This window comes from Fibrobacter intestinalis, assembly GCF_900167415.1.
GTDB lineage: Bacteria > Fibrobacterota > Fibrobacteria > Fibrobacterales > Fibrobacteraceae > Hallerella > Hallerella intestinalis.
In genome coordinates this window covers 1-15,010 of sequence record NZ_FUWU01000065.1, presented here as the reverse complement: position 1 = coordinate 15,010, position 15,010 = coordinate 1, and the positions used below count along the sequence as shown (strand labels likewise).

Here is a 15,010-nt window from a genome sequence, read left to right as displayed (position 1 = left end):
TCGAGGTAGAAATAGCGAGTGCTGCCAACACCGCCTTTTACGGAAGCGATTTTGAACAACTCCATATAGGGGTCCGAGGACTTGAGCCCGGTAAGGGCAGCCACCTTGGCCAGGTCGCCATCTTGAATGGCGGACTCTATATTGGCCAAGGCGATTTTAAGGGCGGCAGCCGAATCCGCGCTGTATCGGGCGTCTCCGTCAAAGAAAAACTTCATTTGGAATTCTTCTTTGGCTGGGTCATATTCTAAGAATGCATCCACATCGGTGTCGTTTTTGCCCAGACAGCCGTACAGCCTTACATCGTCCATCCCGCAAAGTTCTATGTCTTCGTTGATGGCGAAATTCAGAATTTCCTTTTTATTTTCCGGGGTGTTCAGCATCGTTAGGCGCAACACCATCCAGGGACCGTAGGTCTTGGTGGAGTCAATGATGCTAGAAAAATGCCCGCCTTTTTTAGCCACGTTGCACATGGCAATGGCAGGACTCTGGCTGCAGAGTATTGCGGTGTCACCCACCATGATATTCCATGCGGGAAGTTGCACTAAATAGTCGTTATAGCCTTCGTCCAACAGGATGGCGCTGCCGATATATGCAGAATAAGCGAATTGATTAAAGTCCTCTAGAACCAGCGAATCGCCGTCGACGTAAATCGAGTTTCCCATGAGGGTGTCGGGGCACGCCAAAACAACTTCCTTGGTGATTGCCGAGCTGCTGCTCACTTCGGCGCTGGAGCTACTCAAAAGGGAATCCGCCACCGAGGAGCTGGAAAGCGAGTCGCTTACGGCGCTGCTGTCCGCCGAGGAACTGCTCGGGTTCTTTCCAGACGAAGAGGAAACGTCCGAAGTGTCCGTTCCCGTCGTATCGCTAGCGGTAGAATCGCCGACGATTACCCATTCGCCGTCATCGCAAAAGTAGTCCGCGGAATCGCTTTCCACGTAGAGGGTGTCTCCGGCGATTTTTTCGGTGCATTCGGGCAGGTCGTCCTTGGTACCGAAGACTTCCGGGGTCTTGCTTCCCGAGCTGCTGTCGTCTCCGCAGGCGATAATGCCCAGAAGAACGGCGCTCGCGGCGGTTGTTTTCAAGGTGAAGATTTTTATGTTCTCTCCTTTGATGTGATTTTTGAATTGTGTAAAATATAATAATTATCTGTTTTTTCTTACAACTTGTAAAAACGAATGAAAGCGGGGCATTTTGTCGCCCGGCGTAAAACGCTTCCTGCCCTCAACTGCAAACGGCTGAATGGAAACGGGAACGATTGCGGTTCCCAGAGCCGCAAACCGGGCTTCAAACATTCGCCGTTCGAATTCCTATATTTGAAAAATGAATACATTCGAATGCATTTGTTCTCGCCGCAGTACACGCCGTTACAAGGCTTTGCCTGTTGAACAGGAAAAATTGGAAAAAATCATTCTTGCCGGGCGGTTTGCGCCTAGTGGTGGCAATAATCAAACGAATCATTTTTTGGTCATCCGAAATGCGGATGTCCTTCGACGGCTTGCAGAACTCGTGGAAAGTATTTTCTCCAAAATGGAAGTGACCGATGGGATGTATAAAAGCATTCGCAACTCTATTTTAAATTCCCGAAAAGGCGGCTATGTTTTCCACTACCGAGCGCCGGTTTTGATTGTCGTGGCGAATCAAAAAGATTACGGCAACAATATGGCGGATGTATCCGTTGCAATAGAAAATATGATGCTGGAAGCCAATGAATTGGATTTGGGTAGTTGCTGGATCAATCAGTTGAGATGGCTGAATGAAAATCCGACTTTGCTTGCCTATTTACAAACTTTAGGCCTTTTGGAAAACGAACGGGTCTATGGCTCGGTCGCTATCGGTTATCCGCTTACGGAAAGCGGTTTTCCTTTACGCCAGCCGTTGCCTAGAACGGGCAATCTGGTCACCTTTGTCTGAATTTTGCCCCAAGAAACGCTTTTTACACGCTAAAACGGGAACGATTCGCCTAAACACATCGGATCTGTGTAAATTTTATTTAAGAATGGACAGTTCAGAACGGGCTTGTCTGTTTGTTTTTCCGGCTTTTTAACTTTTTCCGCGTGTAAAAAATTTATGTTTAAATGGAATATGTCGACCATTGATAAGCTTTTTGATTACGACGATTACCGTCTGTTTTTAAAAGATTATTTTGACGAACAAAAGAAATTGCGTTCCATTTTTTCTCATCGTTTTTTTGCGGCAAAAGCGGGTTTCAGTTCGTCGTCGTATTGCCTGAATGTCATTCGCGGGCGTTTTAACCTGACCGAAAAATCCATAGCGAAAATGGTCAAGGCGATGAATTTGAACAACATCCAGTCGAAATATTTTTTCGCACTGGTGGAGTACAATCAGGCAAAGCAGGTTGAAGAGCGGGAAAACGCATGGGACGAAATTGTGCAAATCCGGTCAAAAAATGAATTTGTACATATTTCAGAGGACCAGCAGGATTTTTTTTCAAAGTGGTATTACCCCGTTTTGCGAGAATTGGTTTGCCAGCCAGCATTTGATGGCGACATGATGCGTCTTGCTCGGATGGTCGTGCCGGCGATTCCCACGGAAGAAGCGCGCGTCGCTGTAGAAAATATGATCCGCTGGAATTTAATCCAAAAAACGGTGGACGGAAAATTTCAAAAAACGGCGGAAATGATTGACGCAAAGAACGTTTCCCCGATGAATTTGCGGAAAATACGCCGGGAATATGTGCAGCAGGCGATAGGGGCTATTGAATCCAAGAAAGCGCACGAGCGTTTTGCCGCTTTTACCACGCTGGCGATGAGCGAAAGCTCTTATGATTATGCTGTAAAAATTTTAGAAGAAGCTCGGCAAAAAATTATGGCAAAGGCTGCCGACGATCCAGAAGTCGAAAAAATTTATGAAATGATGGTTGTAATGTATCCGTTGAGTGAAAAGTTGAAAACAGAGGACGCCAAATGAAAATGAATTTTGCATTGCGGAGAGGAAAAGCGTGGATGCCGCTGGCATTTTGGATGCTGCTTTTGCTTGTGTTTGCCGCTTGCTCTCAAGAGTCGAGAACAGCTGGTGGCGTGACGGATATTGGCAATTCTATCGCGGGTCATATTGTCTTGGCCGACGGCGTTTCCCCTGCGGTAGGTGCTCGAGTTGTTCTTTACGAAGATTCTTGGAAATATGCGGTAATAGCGGATTCCCTGGAAACTTGGACGGACAGCGCGGGAAATTTTTCTTTGGACAACGTCTCGGACAAAATGCGAACCCTTCGCGCGGAGCAAGGAAAGAATCAATCTCTGTTGAATTTGTCGGACGATTCTGTGCAAGTTGTTTTGGGAAACTCCCGTTCGTTGGAAGGAAAAATATCTTCGGAGTCTTCGGGAAGTGTTCGCATTGTGGGGACGCATTTGACGAGCGCTGTCGATGAAAATGGCGTGTTTGCATTTGAAGAGGTTCCTTCGGGAATGATTTCTTTGGTGTATATGCAGGATTCCGTTCCAGAGTCGTATTTTGCATTTTGGACGACGGATAATCGGCAAAGCGTTGCTCTCCCGGAGTTGAAAACGCTGACGGCAAACGATTCCGTTCTTGTTCTTGCTGACGCGTCGTTGTATGCGGATTCTTCTTTCGGAGTTGCTTTGGGATCGTCCGTTTCGACGGCTGTGTCCGTTGCGTTATCCTATTCGCCGATGGAAACTCTGCGAAATTTTGTAATGCCCGTAAAGTTTAATAATCTGATAGATTTTGCGACTTTTTCAAATCCGGATTCTTTTCAAATCGTTTCGGAATGGGGTAAAGAACAAAATTTTGAAGTGGATTATTGGACGCCTAGAGCTTCGCAAGGAGTGCTTTGGGTGCGCTTGGATAGCATTGCCGCCGGTGATGGAAATGTGAATTTGTATATAATTCGTCGGTGTTCGGATTCTTCGTCTCGCGCATTCTTGAAATCGGATTCTGTCGTTGCCGCTCTGCATTTGAACGGCGATGCCAGTTTAAACTCCCCGTCGGATTCGGATAAGGCTTTTGGGTTCATCGGGTACGGTACGACCATTTCAGAAGGACAGTCTATATCTGTGGATCCCGAAGATTTGTTTGAAGGCGACTTTACTTTGTCCGTTTGGGCGTATTGGAACGGGCGAAACAACAAGCATCAAGTTTTGTTCTCCAGTCGCGCCGCTGCGGATTCTATTGGGATTCAATGGTATTACGACAACATCAATTCGACATTTGCTGTTTACAATTTCTTTAATTGGGATTCACTTCCCGGCGCGCTAGTTGCGATGGATTCTTTGAATTGGAACCGGGTGAGTCTCGTTTCGCAAAAGGATTCTATTTCGATGTTTGTCAATGGAATAGCTGTTGGAAATCCCGTTGCGTTTTCTGTGCGTCCATTTAATGCGCCCCTTCCTTTCCGCGTTGGCGGAAACGAGGTCGGCGAAGAGTCTTGGAATGGTGCGTTAGATGAAATTCGGGTAGATAAAAAAGCCCGTTCTGCGGAATGGCTTCGCATGGAATTTGAAACACAAGCTGCGGCAGGAAATATCTTGCGGGAATAAAAGGAATTGCTTGCTGCAAAGAAATAAAAAAGCAGACAGCGAGAACTGTCTGCTTTTGAAAAGAAATTAAAAATTATTCGTACTTGATGACCTGAGCCGGGCAGCCTTCTGCAGCGGCCTTAATGTCGTCTTCGTATTTCGAGTAATCGACGCCTTCTTTTACCTGCATTTTTTCGGGAACGGAAAAAACTGCATCGCAAGTGCCTTCGCAAGCACCGCAGGAAACGCATTCGTCGTTCGATTCGTCGAGCCAAACTTTTTTGATAGCCATAGATTGCCTTTGGTTATGAATGCTCAGAAGTGGTTTCTGGCATTCGGGTGGATGTTTTTATTGAATATAACAATTCTTTTGGAAAAGGAAAAGACAAAGCCGAGGATTATAAATAAATTTGAAAAAAATACGAAGAGGTTTATTTGGAAATGAAAAAAGTCGTCGTAAAAATCGGTGGCAGCCTGGCAATAGATGAGGCGAAGCTTCTGGATTTTACCCGTGCAATAGCCGCATTGCCCGCTCGGGATTGTCTGGTGGCGGTTGTACATGGCGGAGGCAAGGATATCAACGAAAATATCGCGCTTCTTTCGGAAGAACCTCGTTTTATTGAAGGCTTGCGGGTGACAACCCCGGGCATTATGAAAATGGTCGAAATGACCCTTTCCGGCCATGTGAATAAAAAATTGGTGCGAATGCTCGGAAATTGTGGCATGGACGCCGTCGGTATTTCTGGCGTGGACGGGCAACTTTTTGAAGCAAAAAAACGGGAAGGCTGCGTCGATCTGGGTCTTGTCGGAAACATTGAAAAAGTCAATCCGAAAATCGTCGAGGACCTTTGGAAAACCGGTTGGACGCCTGTCGTTAGCCCTATTTCCATGGGGAACGGAATTGCCTGGAATGTCAATGCGGATACGGCGGCTTCGGAACTGGCGGTAGCTCTCAAAGCCGATCAATTTTTGCTTGTCAGTGATGTTCCGGGCGTTCTGGACAAAGAGAAAAATGTCATTCCGAATTTGGATGAAGCCAAGGTAAACGCTTTAATAGAAGATGGCACTATCAGCGGGGGCATGATTCCGAAAGTGCAGGAAAGTTTACGGGCGATTCATCGCGGATTGGGGGAAATTCACATTCTCGGTTGGAAAGACGCGGAAACATTTTTAAAACAAATTCATGGAGACTTGAATTATGGAACAATCCTTGCATAAAAATTTGTTGGAATCGGACAAAGCGGTTATTGCTCCGCTTTATGGTAAGCCGGATGTGGATTTTGTGGAAGGCCGTGGATGCTATTTGTTTGATGCGGCGGGAAAAGCCTATTTGGATTTCTGCGCGGGAATAGCAGTCAATGCTTTGGGTCACCAAAATGAGGGAATTGTCAATGCCATTGCGGAACAGTCTCGCAAGTTTATGCACCTGAGCAATCTGTATCCAAATTATCCGCAAATTGCTTTGGGCAAAAAACTTTTGGAAGTAACGAAATTTGACAAAGTGTTTTTTTGCAATTCGGGAACAGAAGCGAATGAAGGCTGCATTAAGTTTGCGAGAAAATATTTTGACCGCAAAGGTGAAAAAAATCGCCAGAAAATCGTGACGTTTGTAAACAGCTTTCACGGTCGGACGTTTGCAGCTCTTTCTGCGACGGGACAACCTTCTATTCGTGAAGGCTTTGGTGACATGCCGGGTGACTTTGTTCATGTTCCCTGGAACGATACGGCGGCGCTTTGTAAAGAAGTGGATGAAAATACTTGCGCCATCATGTTGGAGTCCTTGGCTGCGGAAGGTGGCGTGATGACGCTTTCCAAAGAAATGGTCGATACGGTAAACCGTTTGAAAGAAAAATTCGGCTGCTTGGTGATTGTAGATGAAGTGCAAGCGGGAATGGGACGTTTAGGAACATTCCTTGGCGCAGAAAAATACGGTCTCCATGCGGATTTGGTTTCGCTTGCCAAAGCTCTTGGCGGCGGGCTGCCGTTGGGTGCTGTGCTTCTTCGGCAATTTATTGCGGATGAATTGAAGCCGGGAGATCACGGTACGACATTTGGAGGAAACCCTGTGGCCTGTGCCGCAGGACTTTCGGTAGTCAATCAAATTACTGCTCCGGGATTTTTGGAAAAAGTGAACGAGCGTTCCGTACAATTGAAAACGGGATTGCAGAAGATGGCGAATAAATTCTCTTTCCTTGGTGAAGTTCGCGGAGACGGCTTGATTTTGGGACTTTCGATTCTTGCGGAAAAATCCGTGGGAGATTTGATTGTCGCCGCGCGGGATGCGGGCTTATTGGTGCTGAGCGCAAAAGGAAATGTGATGCGTTTGCTTCCTCCGTTGAATGTAAGCCGAGAGGAATGCGACGAAGCTTTGAAAAAATTGGAAAAAGCTTTCGAAGAAATCGGTTGATTTTTTTGAAAATGTTCAGATGGTGGGTGCTCTGCATCCACCATTTTTTGTACAAGGCCGAAATATCGGTTTTGTGCGAGCTTGTGTGCAATTTGAAAGCGCTGTGAAATATTTTTTGGTGCAACGTGAGTTTTGTCACAATGCAGTCATCCGATTGGCAAAATTGCGGGATGCTTTTTCCAACGGCTTCGCCGATTCTGCAATAATTCTGGCTTTTGATGGATGTAAAAATTTATTCCGGCTTGGAATGGCCCATTCCCCCTTTTCTTCTGTGTTTGAAAAAATTATTATTTTAAAAACAAGTTTTTTCGGATAAGTCTATTTTGGGAAAAGCAATGGCGACATTTCAAAATTTATTTCTATTGGCGACTTGTCGAGCGATTTTTTGTCGTTCAAGAAAATCGATATATTCTGGCTTTCTTTTTTCTTTTCTGCTTTCGCAGGATTGTTTTTCGGCAAAGTAATTAAAGGTTGTTTTATGAAGTGCAGAGCATTTTCGTTTCATTGTTTAGCAGATTTTGAAAATGAAATCAAAAATTTTGCGTCTTGGCATCAGGATCATGGCAGCCCAAGGTTGTATTTTCAGATTCATTCCAGTATTTTGTCCGAAAAATCGATTGAACCGGTTTGGAATGTGATAGAACGTTATTTCCCCGGAGTTCCCTGGCTGGGCAATTCGACTAGCGGCAATATTGTCAATTGCGATGCTGCTGAGGAAATTTCGGTTTCTGCAATTTATTTTGAAAAGCCGACAACGCAATTTATGATTCGACAATATGATTTTCAAGAAAAGGATGTCAAGGAAATCGCTGCGCAAATCGTTGCCGAATCAAAGGCGAACCCCTGGATTAAAGCGATAGAAATTTACCATTGTATTTCTTCGTTTTCGACGACGGCTTTTTGTGATGGTTTGGACGATTTGGCTCCGGAAATTCAGGTTTTTGGCGGTATCGTCTGCTCTCCCGACATAACGAGTTCCCAATCGTGCGTATTCTCGTCTGTCGGCGGTTTTTCGATTTCCGGCATCCTTATTCTCTTTTGGGGTGGCGAAGATTTTTATGTCGAAGCGCGCAAGATAAGCGGTTGGAAGCCAATTGGACGAAATTTTCACGTTTCGCACTCCAAGGGGAACGTTATTTACAAATTGGGAAACGTCCCCGCTTACGAAGTTTACCGCAAATATTTGAACATCCAAAACGACGAAAATTTCTTTTACAATGCGATCGAATTTCCGATGCTATACGAACATAACGGGGTTTCCATTGTTCGGGCTCCAGCAGCCAGTAATGCCGATGGTTCGCTGACGATGTCGTCCGATGTGAAGAAAGGGGCGATTGTGCGCTTGTCTTATGGAGAGCCTCAGTTGATTTTGGACAGCGTTCGTGGAGAGAGCGAAAAATACGCGGATTTTTCTCCCGAGGTGCTTCGCATTTTTTCTTGTGCAGCTCGAAAGGCGTTTTGGATTCAACATGAGCCGACTTATGAAATTCTGGCGTTCAAGGATTTAGCGGCCAGTACCGGATTTTTTTCCCACGGGGAATTTCTTCGTGAAAAGGGTCGCTTGAATCAGCACAACATTACGCTTGTCATTGCAGCCATGCGGGAAGGCGATGCCGGGAAAAAATCTTCGGATAAAAGGAATGCTGTCCATTTGCCTGTGAATACCCGCTTGCCTTTAGCAGCTCGCATGGCGACTTTTATTCGGGAGACATCCTTTGAGTTGGAACAAACCAATAACCAGTTGCGTATAATGAACGCCCATTTGCAGGATGTGGCTACAACGGACAGTTTGACCGGACTAGAAAATCGTTTTTCTTTTGACAGTGCTCTAAACGACATTCAACGGGAGAGCGCGGCGAAGGAAAACTGGACGTTGTTTTTGATGGATGTGAACGGGCTGAAATATGCGAACGATACCTTTGGCCATCAAGCGGGAGACATTCTTATCAAGGCTGCCGCCGATGTCATTTTGAAAACATTTTCTCCCGACGGAAAATGCTACCGGATTGGCGGCGATGAATTTGCTGTCGTCATTGAAATTCCGAGGGAATCCATCTTTCTTTTGCAAGAGAAACTGTGTAAAAACATCGCCGAGTACAATAAAGACGCTTTGTATTATTTGTCAATTGCCGTAGGTGACAGCCGTTTGCAAAACGATGCGGGCGTTCGGAAATCCATCAGCGATTGGAAAATGGAAGCGGATTTGAATATGTACCGGGACAAGGTGCGTAACCACAAGTCGCGGGAAAAGGATGAAAATCGGAATATCAAAGATTTAATCATGTGCCTGATTTCCGTGGAAGAAGCGAAGGACGTTTATATGGCGTGCCACTCGGAGCGGGTCAGCGGCTATGCGTCGCTTTTGGCGCGGGCTTTGGGGCTTTCGGATGATTCGGTGCAAATGATTTCGTATGCGGCGAATCTCCATGATATAGGAAAAGTGGGAATTGGCGACGCCGTTCTTTTCAAACCTGGAAAACTTACCGACGAAGAATTTTCGATTATCAAGCAGCATCCTGTTATCGGGGCGAAAATCCTGATGCAGTCGAATTACACTCATGAATTGGTTCAAATAGTGTTGCACCATCACGAACGCTACGACGGGCGCGGTTATCCGGGAAAATTGGCCGGTGAGGAAATCCCGATAGGTTCCCGGATTTTGGCAATTGCTGATTCCATTGATGCGATGACCAGCAAACGCGTTTACCGCGATTCGATGTCGCTGGAGTATTGCCGCAAAGAAATCGAACGCAATTTGGGAGTCATGTATGACCCTGCCATCGGCAAGGTCGCCTTGGAACATTGGGACGAAATTGTGGATTTGCTGCTGAAAATGCGCTCGGGCCGTTCGAAAATCGACGAAAATTTGGTTTGAAATCCGTGTTTAGCTATATTGTCTTGCAATGAAAACGCAAATGGATTCTTTGGCTAATTCGCATGCGCCTTGGTTTGCGGGGGTGCTGGATGCGGCGTCATTTTTGGAGATTCAGCAAAATCCGCAGGGAGAGTTGTTTCGGTCGGTCGCTCTGTGTTCTGCGCTGGAAATCCGTTACGATTTGATTTGCGAAAAAAACGGGGATGAATGCGCTCTCGTTGCCGAAAAAATCAAACGGCTTTTTCCTAAAGCCCTGCTGATAGGCACGATTCGTTTGGTACGAGATGGCGGAAGGTTTCCTACGGAAGATTCTGCAAAGCGCGTCGGCTTTTTTCAGAGGATTCTTTCGACGGAAGTCTCTCCGGATTTTGTGGACGTGGAAGCCGAGGAACTCGGCGTACTTTCGGCGATTGCAGGCGATTTGCGCAAATCCGGCACGCGTTTTTTCGTTTCGCATCACGATTTTGAAAAAATTCCTTCTGCCGAAGAACTGGCTTCGCTGGTTGCTGCGGCTCGGAACGTCGGGGCGAACGGTTTTAAAACGGCCTGCATGAGTTCCCGGTCCCAGGATTTTGACCACCTGTATCCGTTTATTCAGCAAAATGCTCCTGGATTTGAACTCTTTTCCCTTTTTGCCATGGGCGAGAGTGGAGAGGAGTCTCGAATAAAAAGTCTGGCATTCGGGGCCAATTTGACCTATTGCTCGTTGGCGGCTTCTGTCGCTCCCGGGCAAATCCCCGTTCGGCGGGCGATTGAAATTTTTGAAAATATGGCGAAAATCGGATAAATTTGTCGTTTTTTCAAAAAAAGGAAATCAAAAATGGCGTTTTAAAAAGAGATTTGCGCTTTTTCTTTGGGCAAAACTCCATTTTTACTTTTTTTTTCTACAATTATTAAGAGAAATAAGGAAACAATATGCGTCTTTCTGAACGATTTACAGATAACAGCGTCATTATCAATTCCCAAAGTTCCACAAAGGAACAGATTCTGAACGAGCTTGTCGATGCGCTTTGCGCTTCTTATAAATTGGAACATCGCGACGAAATTTTTGATGCCGTTTGGAAGCGCGAACAGACCCGTTCGACGGGCATCGGCTGTGGACTTGCCGTTCCGCATGCAAAAATTGACTATGTGGACAGAATGTGCATGGTGGCCGCTACGGTCGAGAAGGGAATTGATTTTGACGCCATGGACAATGAGCCCGTTCATCTGCTCATTTTAATCGTGAGCCCGGGCAATACGGTGGGACCGCACCTCAAGGCGTTGTCCTCGGTCAGCCGGATTCTCGCCAATGCGGAAGTTCGCAAGGATCTGATCGAAGCCAAGACCCAGGCGGATTTTTTGGAAATTTTTGGGCGCGCCGAAGACAAGTATCTGTAAAAAGAGCAAAGAAATTGCCCGCAAACCTTGACGTAAAATCAAGGCTTTTGTATTTTTGCGGTGCTTTGGACGATTAGCTCAGTTGGTTTAGAGCGCTGCTTTCACACGGCAGAGGTCACTGGTTCAAATCCAGTATCGTCCACTTGAAGAGATTTGGTGATGCACCAAGTCTCTTTTTTTGAGGGTATAGGCAAAATTCCACCCGATTTGCTTGCCCTTCGACTAGTTGGAACTGGGAACTGAAAACTAATAACTAATAACTAATAACCGAATTCCCCTTTTTTCATCTATATTTTTGCTATGAGCGAAATCATCGACGAATCGAAGATTCAGGAACCTCCTGTGGGAGCCCATCTGGTTTCTCCGCGGACGGCTTTTAATCACCATGGCATTTACATTGGGCGTGGGCGGGTCATCCATTATTCGGGAATGGCTCGGACGCTTTCTCGGAAGGATATTTTAAAATTGCCGGGGCTTATCCGCTACGGCTGCGTGGTAAAAACTTCCATTAAAAAATTTTGCGATGGACATGGCTTTCGGGTTGTGGAGCATCCCCGGGCTAAATTCACAGGCGAAGCGGCCGTCGAACGGGCAAAGAAGCGCCTGTACGAGCGGTCTTATTATTTATACAGCAATAATTGCGAGCATTTTGTGAATTGGTGCATTGACGACACTTTCAAAAGCCCGGCGGTAACGCGGCTCCTTATCGGTTTTGCTCTGGTCGGCTTTTTGTTGCATGCGCTTGGCATTGTCAAGCTGACCCGCAGACTGCCTTTTGGAAATCGTCTGCTGTTGAGCGGAGGTTCCGCTTTGATTGGGTCGTTCATCGTCGCGCATTTTACGCAGAGCGCGTTGCAACCTGCAGAAGGCATTCGCGGCAGGGAACGTCGGAATCGCTATTTTGGAAGAATCGGCTCTTGGATAGGATTTGCCCTTTCTCCCCTTTTTGCCGTTTTTGGAATCCGCAAAAAATGGACGCTGTCCGAAAGCCTGTTGCCGTTTTTTCTGCCGTTGCTTTTCGGCATGACGACTTATGGCGCGTTTCGATTGAACGATACGGTAAAACGCAATGCCCTGCGAAAAAAACGGGTTCGTTTGACGGAATTGGAGGCGATTCAAAAAATCGAGAACTCCGACGAAGAATAAAATGCAACGCACGAGCGCTATCGGGCATCTCAATGGCGTGAAACGTCGAATTGGGATGCTTTTTTTATGTATGTGTTTCGGGCGCGCTTTGGCCTGGGACGCGTTTTCGTTGGAAGATTGCGTGAAAATGGTGCGGGAACGCAGCCTGGATGTGGAAAGCGCAAAGCTTTCGGAACGCGCGTCAGAAGCTTCGTTGCTGTCTTCACAGGCGTCGGGGCGTCCGACTCTTTCGGCTCATATAAACCAATCTCTTTATGATACTCCGTTTGACGGGATGTCGCAGGATCATTATCGTTTGAATGTGGGATTGTCCGGCTCTTATAAAATTTGGGATGGTGGGCAAACCAGTGCTAGCGTGGAGAGTCGGCAGTTGTTGTTAAAAGCGAGCCGATATAATACGGAGCTGGCGGTTTTGAATGTCCAGGAGCGGGTCATGAATTCTTTTGTGAACTTGCTGGCGGCAAAAGAAAATCGGATAATTGCCGATTCCGCTTTGGTTCTTTCCGATTCGCTGGTGGCGTTGAATGAACGCTTGCTGGAAGCGGGAACAATCACTCGCAGCGATCTTGCTCTGGTGAAAAGCGATGCGGCTCAAGCCAAGGTAAAACAGATTTCTTCAGCGCAAGCAGAGCGGATCGCCTTAACGGATTTGCGTCAATTGTTGGAACTTTCTCGGACGGATTCCTTGAATTTAGAGGCTCCCCAAACGGAATACGAAAAGCCCGAGGATATGGGAGCGATTCCTTCTTTTGCGAATGTGATGGCGGAGGTCAAAAAGAATCATCCGGGGCTTACGTCCGACAGTTTGCAGGTGCAAGCGGCTAGCAAGGAAGAGGAAATTGCGCATAGCAATAATTCGATTTCGGTGACTCTCGGAGCGGAAGCGTCTTCGGGTTTTCAGGCGTGGAAGTCGGACAGGTATGCGCGTCAGGCGAAAAACGGATATACTCATAGCATTTCGCTGGGAATCAACATCCCCATTATCGATGGCGGAACGACTTCGGCAAAGGTGCTTTCTGCGCAAGTTGAAACGGAACGCGCTCGGGTGGCTCAACGGGAAACCGAAAAGTCTTTGGAAGATTCGATGGAGCAGCTTTATCTTCAAGCGGAAAATGCCGATGCAAGCTGGAATGCTGCTTTGGCGAATCTCGAAAGTGCGCAGGAATCCTATGCGGTTGCCGTGGAACAACGAAATGTGGGACTGATAACATTTACCGATTTTTTGGAGCAGAAAAATAATCTGTTAAATGCCAAAAGTACTCTCATTCAGGCGAAATACACGAGCGTCCTTGCCAGAAATTTGCTGGAACTTTATATGGGAAAATTTCAATGAAAAAATGGTTGAAAATATTGGCGATACTTTGCTTTTTGGCTGTTATCGCGGCTGTGGCCTATAAGTTCTTTTATTCAGCCGATACCGATCGAGTTGGAGTTCTGGTCAGTGAAAAAGTCAAGCGGGTGACTATTCAAACAACGATTTCTTCGACGGGAACGTTGAGCCCGATGGACACGGTTAATATCGGTACGCAGGTGTCTGGTGACATCAGTAAAATTTATGTGGACTTTAATTCAAAAGTTAAAAAGGGGCAGGTGCTTGCTGAATTGGACCGCAGTAAATTGCAGGCGGCTTTGTATCAGGCGCAAATCGCTGCTTCCAGCGCAAAAATAGATTACGAGCACAAAATTTCTGTTTATGAACGGACAAAAAAATTGGCGGCAAATCAAAGCGCGAGTACTGTAGATTTGGAAAATGCCGAGTATGAAATGAATTCTGCCAAATTGTCGTGGCAGAATCGGGAAAGCGAAGTGCGACAAGCCAAGCTGAATTTGAGCTACTGCATCATTAAAAGTCCGATTGATGGCGTGGTCTTGGAACGTTCTGTTGATGTCGGGCAGACGGTTGCGGCTTCGATGAGTGCGCCGACCCTTTTCATTTTAGCAAAGGATTTGTCGAAAATGCGAGTCATGGCGAAAGTGGACGAGGCGGATATTGGCTCGGTGAAGCCCGGACAAAAGGTCACATTTTCAGTGGATGCATTCCAAGAAGAAATTTTTCAAGGCGTTGTGGAAACGGTTCGCTTGAACCCGACGGTCACATCCAATGTGGTGACTTATTCCGTAGTGATTGTTGCAGAAAATCCGGACTTGAAATTGCTTCCCGGTATGACGGCTACCTGTACGATTGTGACGGAAGAAGTGGAGAATGCCATCAGCGTTCCCGCCTCTGCAATCAAGTTTGCGCCTGCGGAAGGAACGCCTATGCTGCACCCGCAAGGAAATCCTTCGCATTCAAAAGAAAAATTCGCGGAGATGCCTCCGTCTTCACCAATGGCAAAAGAAAATTTGGATAAGGGCATTGCTGAAAAATTTTCTCGGACAAAGGCGAACTCTGGGGAAAAACATGTGTGGATAAATATCGATGGGAAAGCGGCTTTGCGACCGGTCAAAACAGGCATTACCGACGGAGTGAATGTACAGATTTTAAAAGGGCTGGATGAAGGCGATTCTGTCATAGTCAAACAGGAATCGATTGAAGGAACTCTGCAAAAATCCGATGCAACCAGCCCGTTTATGCCGGGACCTAAAAAACGAAAGAATAAATAGTCAGCCCTTAAAAAGTCACTTTGCGAACGTAAGATAAGGACGTTCGCATTTTTTGTTCATTCCGTTCCACAGAAGGCAAAAACAGTATAGCCATTCCAACAG

General features: G+C 46.4%; 14 protein-coding genes and 1 tRNA gene. 13 read left to right on the top strand and 2 right to left on the bottom strand.

Annotated features, from left to right (window positions below):
• A partial coding sequence (locus B5D40_RS13225; protein ID WP_200804180.1) for a hypothetical protein occupies positions 1–1,082 on the bottom strand: 1,082 nt, incomplete at its 3' end.
• Between the two features lie 238 nt (positions 1,083–1,320).
• Here B5D40_RS13225 and B5D40_RS13220 point away from each other — a divergent pair.
• The 3 genes from B5D40_RS13220 (at position 1,321) to B5D40_RS13210 (ending at position 4,517) form a co-directional block, all read left to right on the top strand.
• Positions 1,321–1,911: a nitroreductase family protein gene (locus tag B5D40_RS13220; RefSeq protein ID WP_078777286.1), complete on the top strand. Its 591-nt coding sequence runs from the start codon at positions 1,321–1,323 to the stop codon at positions 1,909–1,911.
• Between the two features lie 171 nt (positions 1,912–2,082).
• The gene (locus B5D40_RS13215) at positions 2,083–2,928 is read left to right on the top strand and encodes a TIGR02147 family protein (protein WP_078777288.1); all 846 of its coding nucleotides are present in this window, start codon (positions 2,083–2,085) and stop codon (positions 2,926–2,928) included.
• Positions 2,925–4,517 carry a LamG-like jellyroll fold domain-containing protein gene (locus tag B5D40_RS13210; RefSeq protein ID WP_078777285.1) on the top strand — a complete coding sequence of 531 codons (1,593 nt, stop codon included), beginning with the start codon at positions 2,925–2,927 and terminating at the stop codon, positions 4,515–4,517. Before B5D40_RS13215 ends, B5D40_RS13210 begins: the two co-directional genes overlap by 4 nt.
• A gap of 73 nt (positions 4,518–4,590) precedes the next feature.
• Here the strand turns inward: B5D40_RS13210 and B5D40_RS13205 are convergent, their stop codons facing one another.
• Positions 4,591–4,788: a ferredoxin gene (locus B5D40_RS13205; protein WP_078777284.1), complete on the bottom strand. Its 198-nt coding sequence runs from the start codon at positions 4,786–4,788 to the stop codon at positions 4,591–4,593.
• 149 nt (positions 4,789–4,937) lie between these two features.
• On the opposite strand from B5D40_RS13205, the gene argB reads away from it, so the two are divergent.
• The 10 genes from argB to B5D40_RS13155 all read left to right on the top strand — a co-directional run bounded on the left by argB (position 4,938) and on the right by B5D40_RS13155 (position 14,908).
• A complete protein-coding gene (gene argB / locus B5D40_RS13200) occupies positions 4,938–5,714 on the top strand; it encodes an acetylglutamate kinase (RefSeq protein WP_078777283.1) in 777 nt (258 codons plus the stop codon).
• The gene (locus B5D40_RS13195; RefSeq protein WP_073304161.1) at positions 5,695–6,903 is read left to right on the top strand and encodes an aspartate aminotransferase family protein; all 1,209 of its coding nucleotides are present in this window, start codon (positions 5,695–5,697) and stop codon (positions 6,901–6,903) included. Before argB ends, B5D40_RS13195 begins: the two co-directional genes overlap by 20 nt.
• Positions 6,904–6,922: 19 nt before the next feature.
• A complete protein-coding gene (locus B5D40_RS13190) occupies positions 6,923–7,219 on the top strand; it encodes a hypothetical protein (protein ID WP_078777282.1) in 297 nt (98 codons plus the stop codon).
• Between the two features lie 162 nt (positions 7,220–7,381).
• Positions 7,382–9,778 carry an HD domain-containing phosphohydrolase gene (locus B5D40_RS13185; RefSeq protein ID WP_078777287.1) on the top strand — a complete coding sequence of 799 codons (2,397 nt, stop codon included), beginning with the start codon at positions 7,382–7,384 and terminating at the stop codon, positions 9,776–9,778.
• A 28-nt stretch (positions 9,779–9,806) separates the two neighbouring features.
• A complete protein-coding gene (locus B5D40_RS13180) occupies positions 9,807–10,565 on the top strand; it encodes a type I 3-dehydroquinate dehydratase (RefSeq protein WP_078777281.1) in 759 nt (252 codons plus the stop codon).
• Between the two features lie 128 nt (positions 10,566–10,693).
• A complete protein-coding gene (locus B5D40_RS13175; RefSeq protein WP_073304157.1) occupies positions 10,694–11,158 on the top strand; it encodes a PTS sugar transporter subunit IIA in 465 nt (154 codons plus the stop codon).
• Between the two features lie 67 nt (positions 11,159–11,225).
• Positions 11,226–11,300 (top strand) — tRNA-Val (locus tag B5D40_RS13170).
• Between the two features lie 158 nt (positions 11,301–11,458).
• A complete protein-coding gene (locus B5D40_RS13165; protein WP_078777280.1) occupies positions 11,459–12,304 on the top strand; it encodes a lecithin retinol acyltransferase family protein in 846 nt (281 codons plus the stop codon).
• A 70-nt stretch (positions 12,305–12,374) separates the two neighbouring features.
• Positions 12,375–13,637, top strand: coding sequence for a TolC family protein (locus B5D40_RS13160; protein ID WP_158222183.1), 1,263 nt, complete (start codon positions 12,375–12,377; stop codon positions 13,635–13,637).
• Positions 13,634–14,908 (top strand): efflux RND transporter periplasmic adaptor subunit, encoded by a 1,275-nt coding sequence (locus tag B5D40_RS13155; RefSeq protein ID WP_073304151.1) that lies wholly within the window; start codon positions 13,634–13,636, stop codon positions 14,906–14,908. The genes B5D40_RS13160 and B5D40_RS13155 overlap by 4 nt, the downstream gene beginning before the upstream one ends.
• Positions 14,909–15,010 lie beyond the last annotated feature (102 nt).

Excerpts from the sequence above, each read along its gene's own strand:
- B5D40_RS13155 (WP_073304151.1), top strand. The coding sequence starts at position 13,634 with ATGAAAAAATGGTTGAAAATATTGGCGATACTTTGCTTTTTGGCTGTT.
- B5D40_RS13165 (WP_078777280.1), top strand. The coding sequence starts at position 11,459 with ATGAGCGAAATCATCGACGAATCGAAGATTCAGGAACCTCCTGTGGGA.
- B5D40_RS13180 (WP_078777281.1), top strand. The coding sequence starts at position 9,807 with ATGAAAACGCAAATGGATTCTTTGGCTAATTCGCATGCGCCTTGGTTT.
- B5D40_RS13160 (WP_158222183.1), top strand. The coding sequence starts at position 12,375 with ATGTGTTTCGGGCGCGCTTTGGCCTGGGACGCGTTTTCGTTGGAAGAT.
- B5D40_RS13195 (WP_073304161.1), top strand. The coding sequence starts at position 5,695 with ATGGAACAATCCTTGCATAAAAATTTGTTGGAATCGGACAAAGCGGTT.
- B5D40_RS13175 (WP_073304157.1), top strand. The coding sequence starts at position 10,694 with ATGCGTCTTTCTGAACGATTTACAGATAACAGCGTCATTATCAATTCC.
- B5D40_RS13220 (WP_078777286.1), top strand. The coding sequence starts at position 1,321 with ATGAATACATTCGAATGCATTTGTTCTCGCCGCAGTACACGCCGTTAC.
- B5D40_RS13190 (WP_078777282.1), top strand. The coding sequence starts at position 6,923 with ATGGTGGGTGCTCTGCATCCACCATTTTTTGTACAAGGCCGAAATATC.
- B5D40_RS13185 (WP_078777287.1), top strand. The coding sequence starts at position 7,382 with ATGAAGTGCAGAGCATTTTCGTTTCATTGTTTAGCAGATTTTGAAAAT.
- B5D40_RS13210 (WP_078777285.1), top strand. The coding sequence starts at position 2,925 with ATGAAAATGAATTTTGCATTGCGGAGAGGAAAAGCGTGGATGCCGCTG.
- argB (WP_078777283.1), top strand. The coding sequence starts at position 4,938 with ATGAAAAAAGTCGTCGTAAAAATCGGTGGCAGCCTGGCAATAGATGAG.
- B5D40_RS13205 (WP_078777284.1), bottom strand. The coding sequence starts at position 4,788 with ATGGCTATCAAAAAAGTTTGGCTCGACGAATCGAACGACGAATGCGTT.
- B5D40_RS13215 (WP_078777288.1), top strand. The coding sequence starts at position 2,083 with ATGTCGACCATTGATAAGCTTTTTGATTACGACGATTACCGTCTGTTT.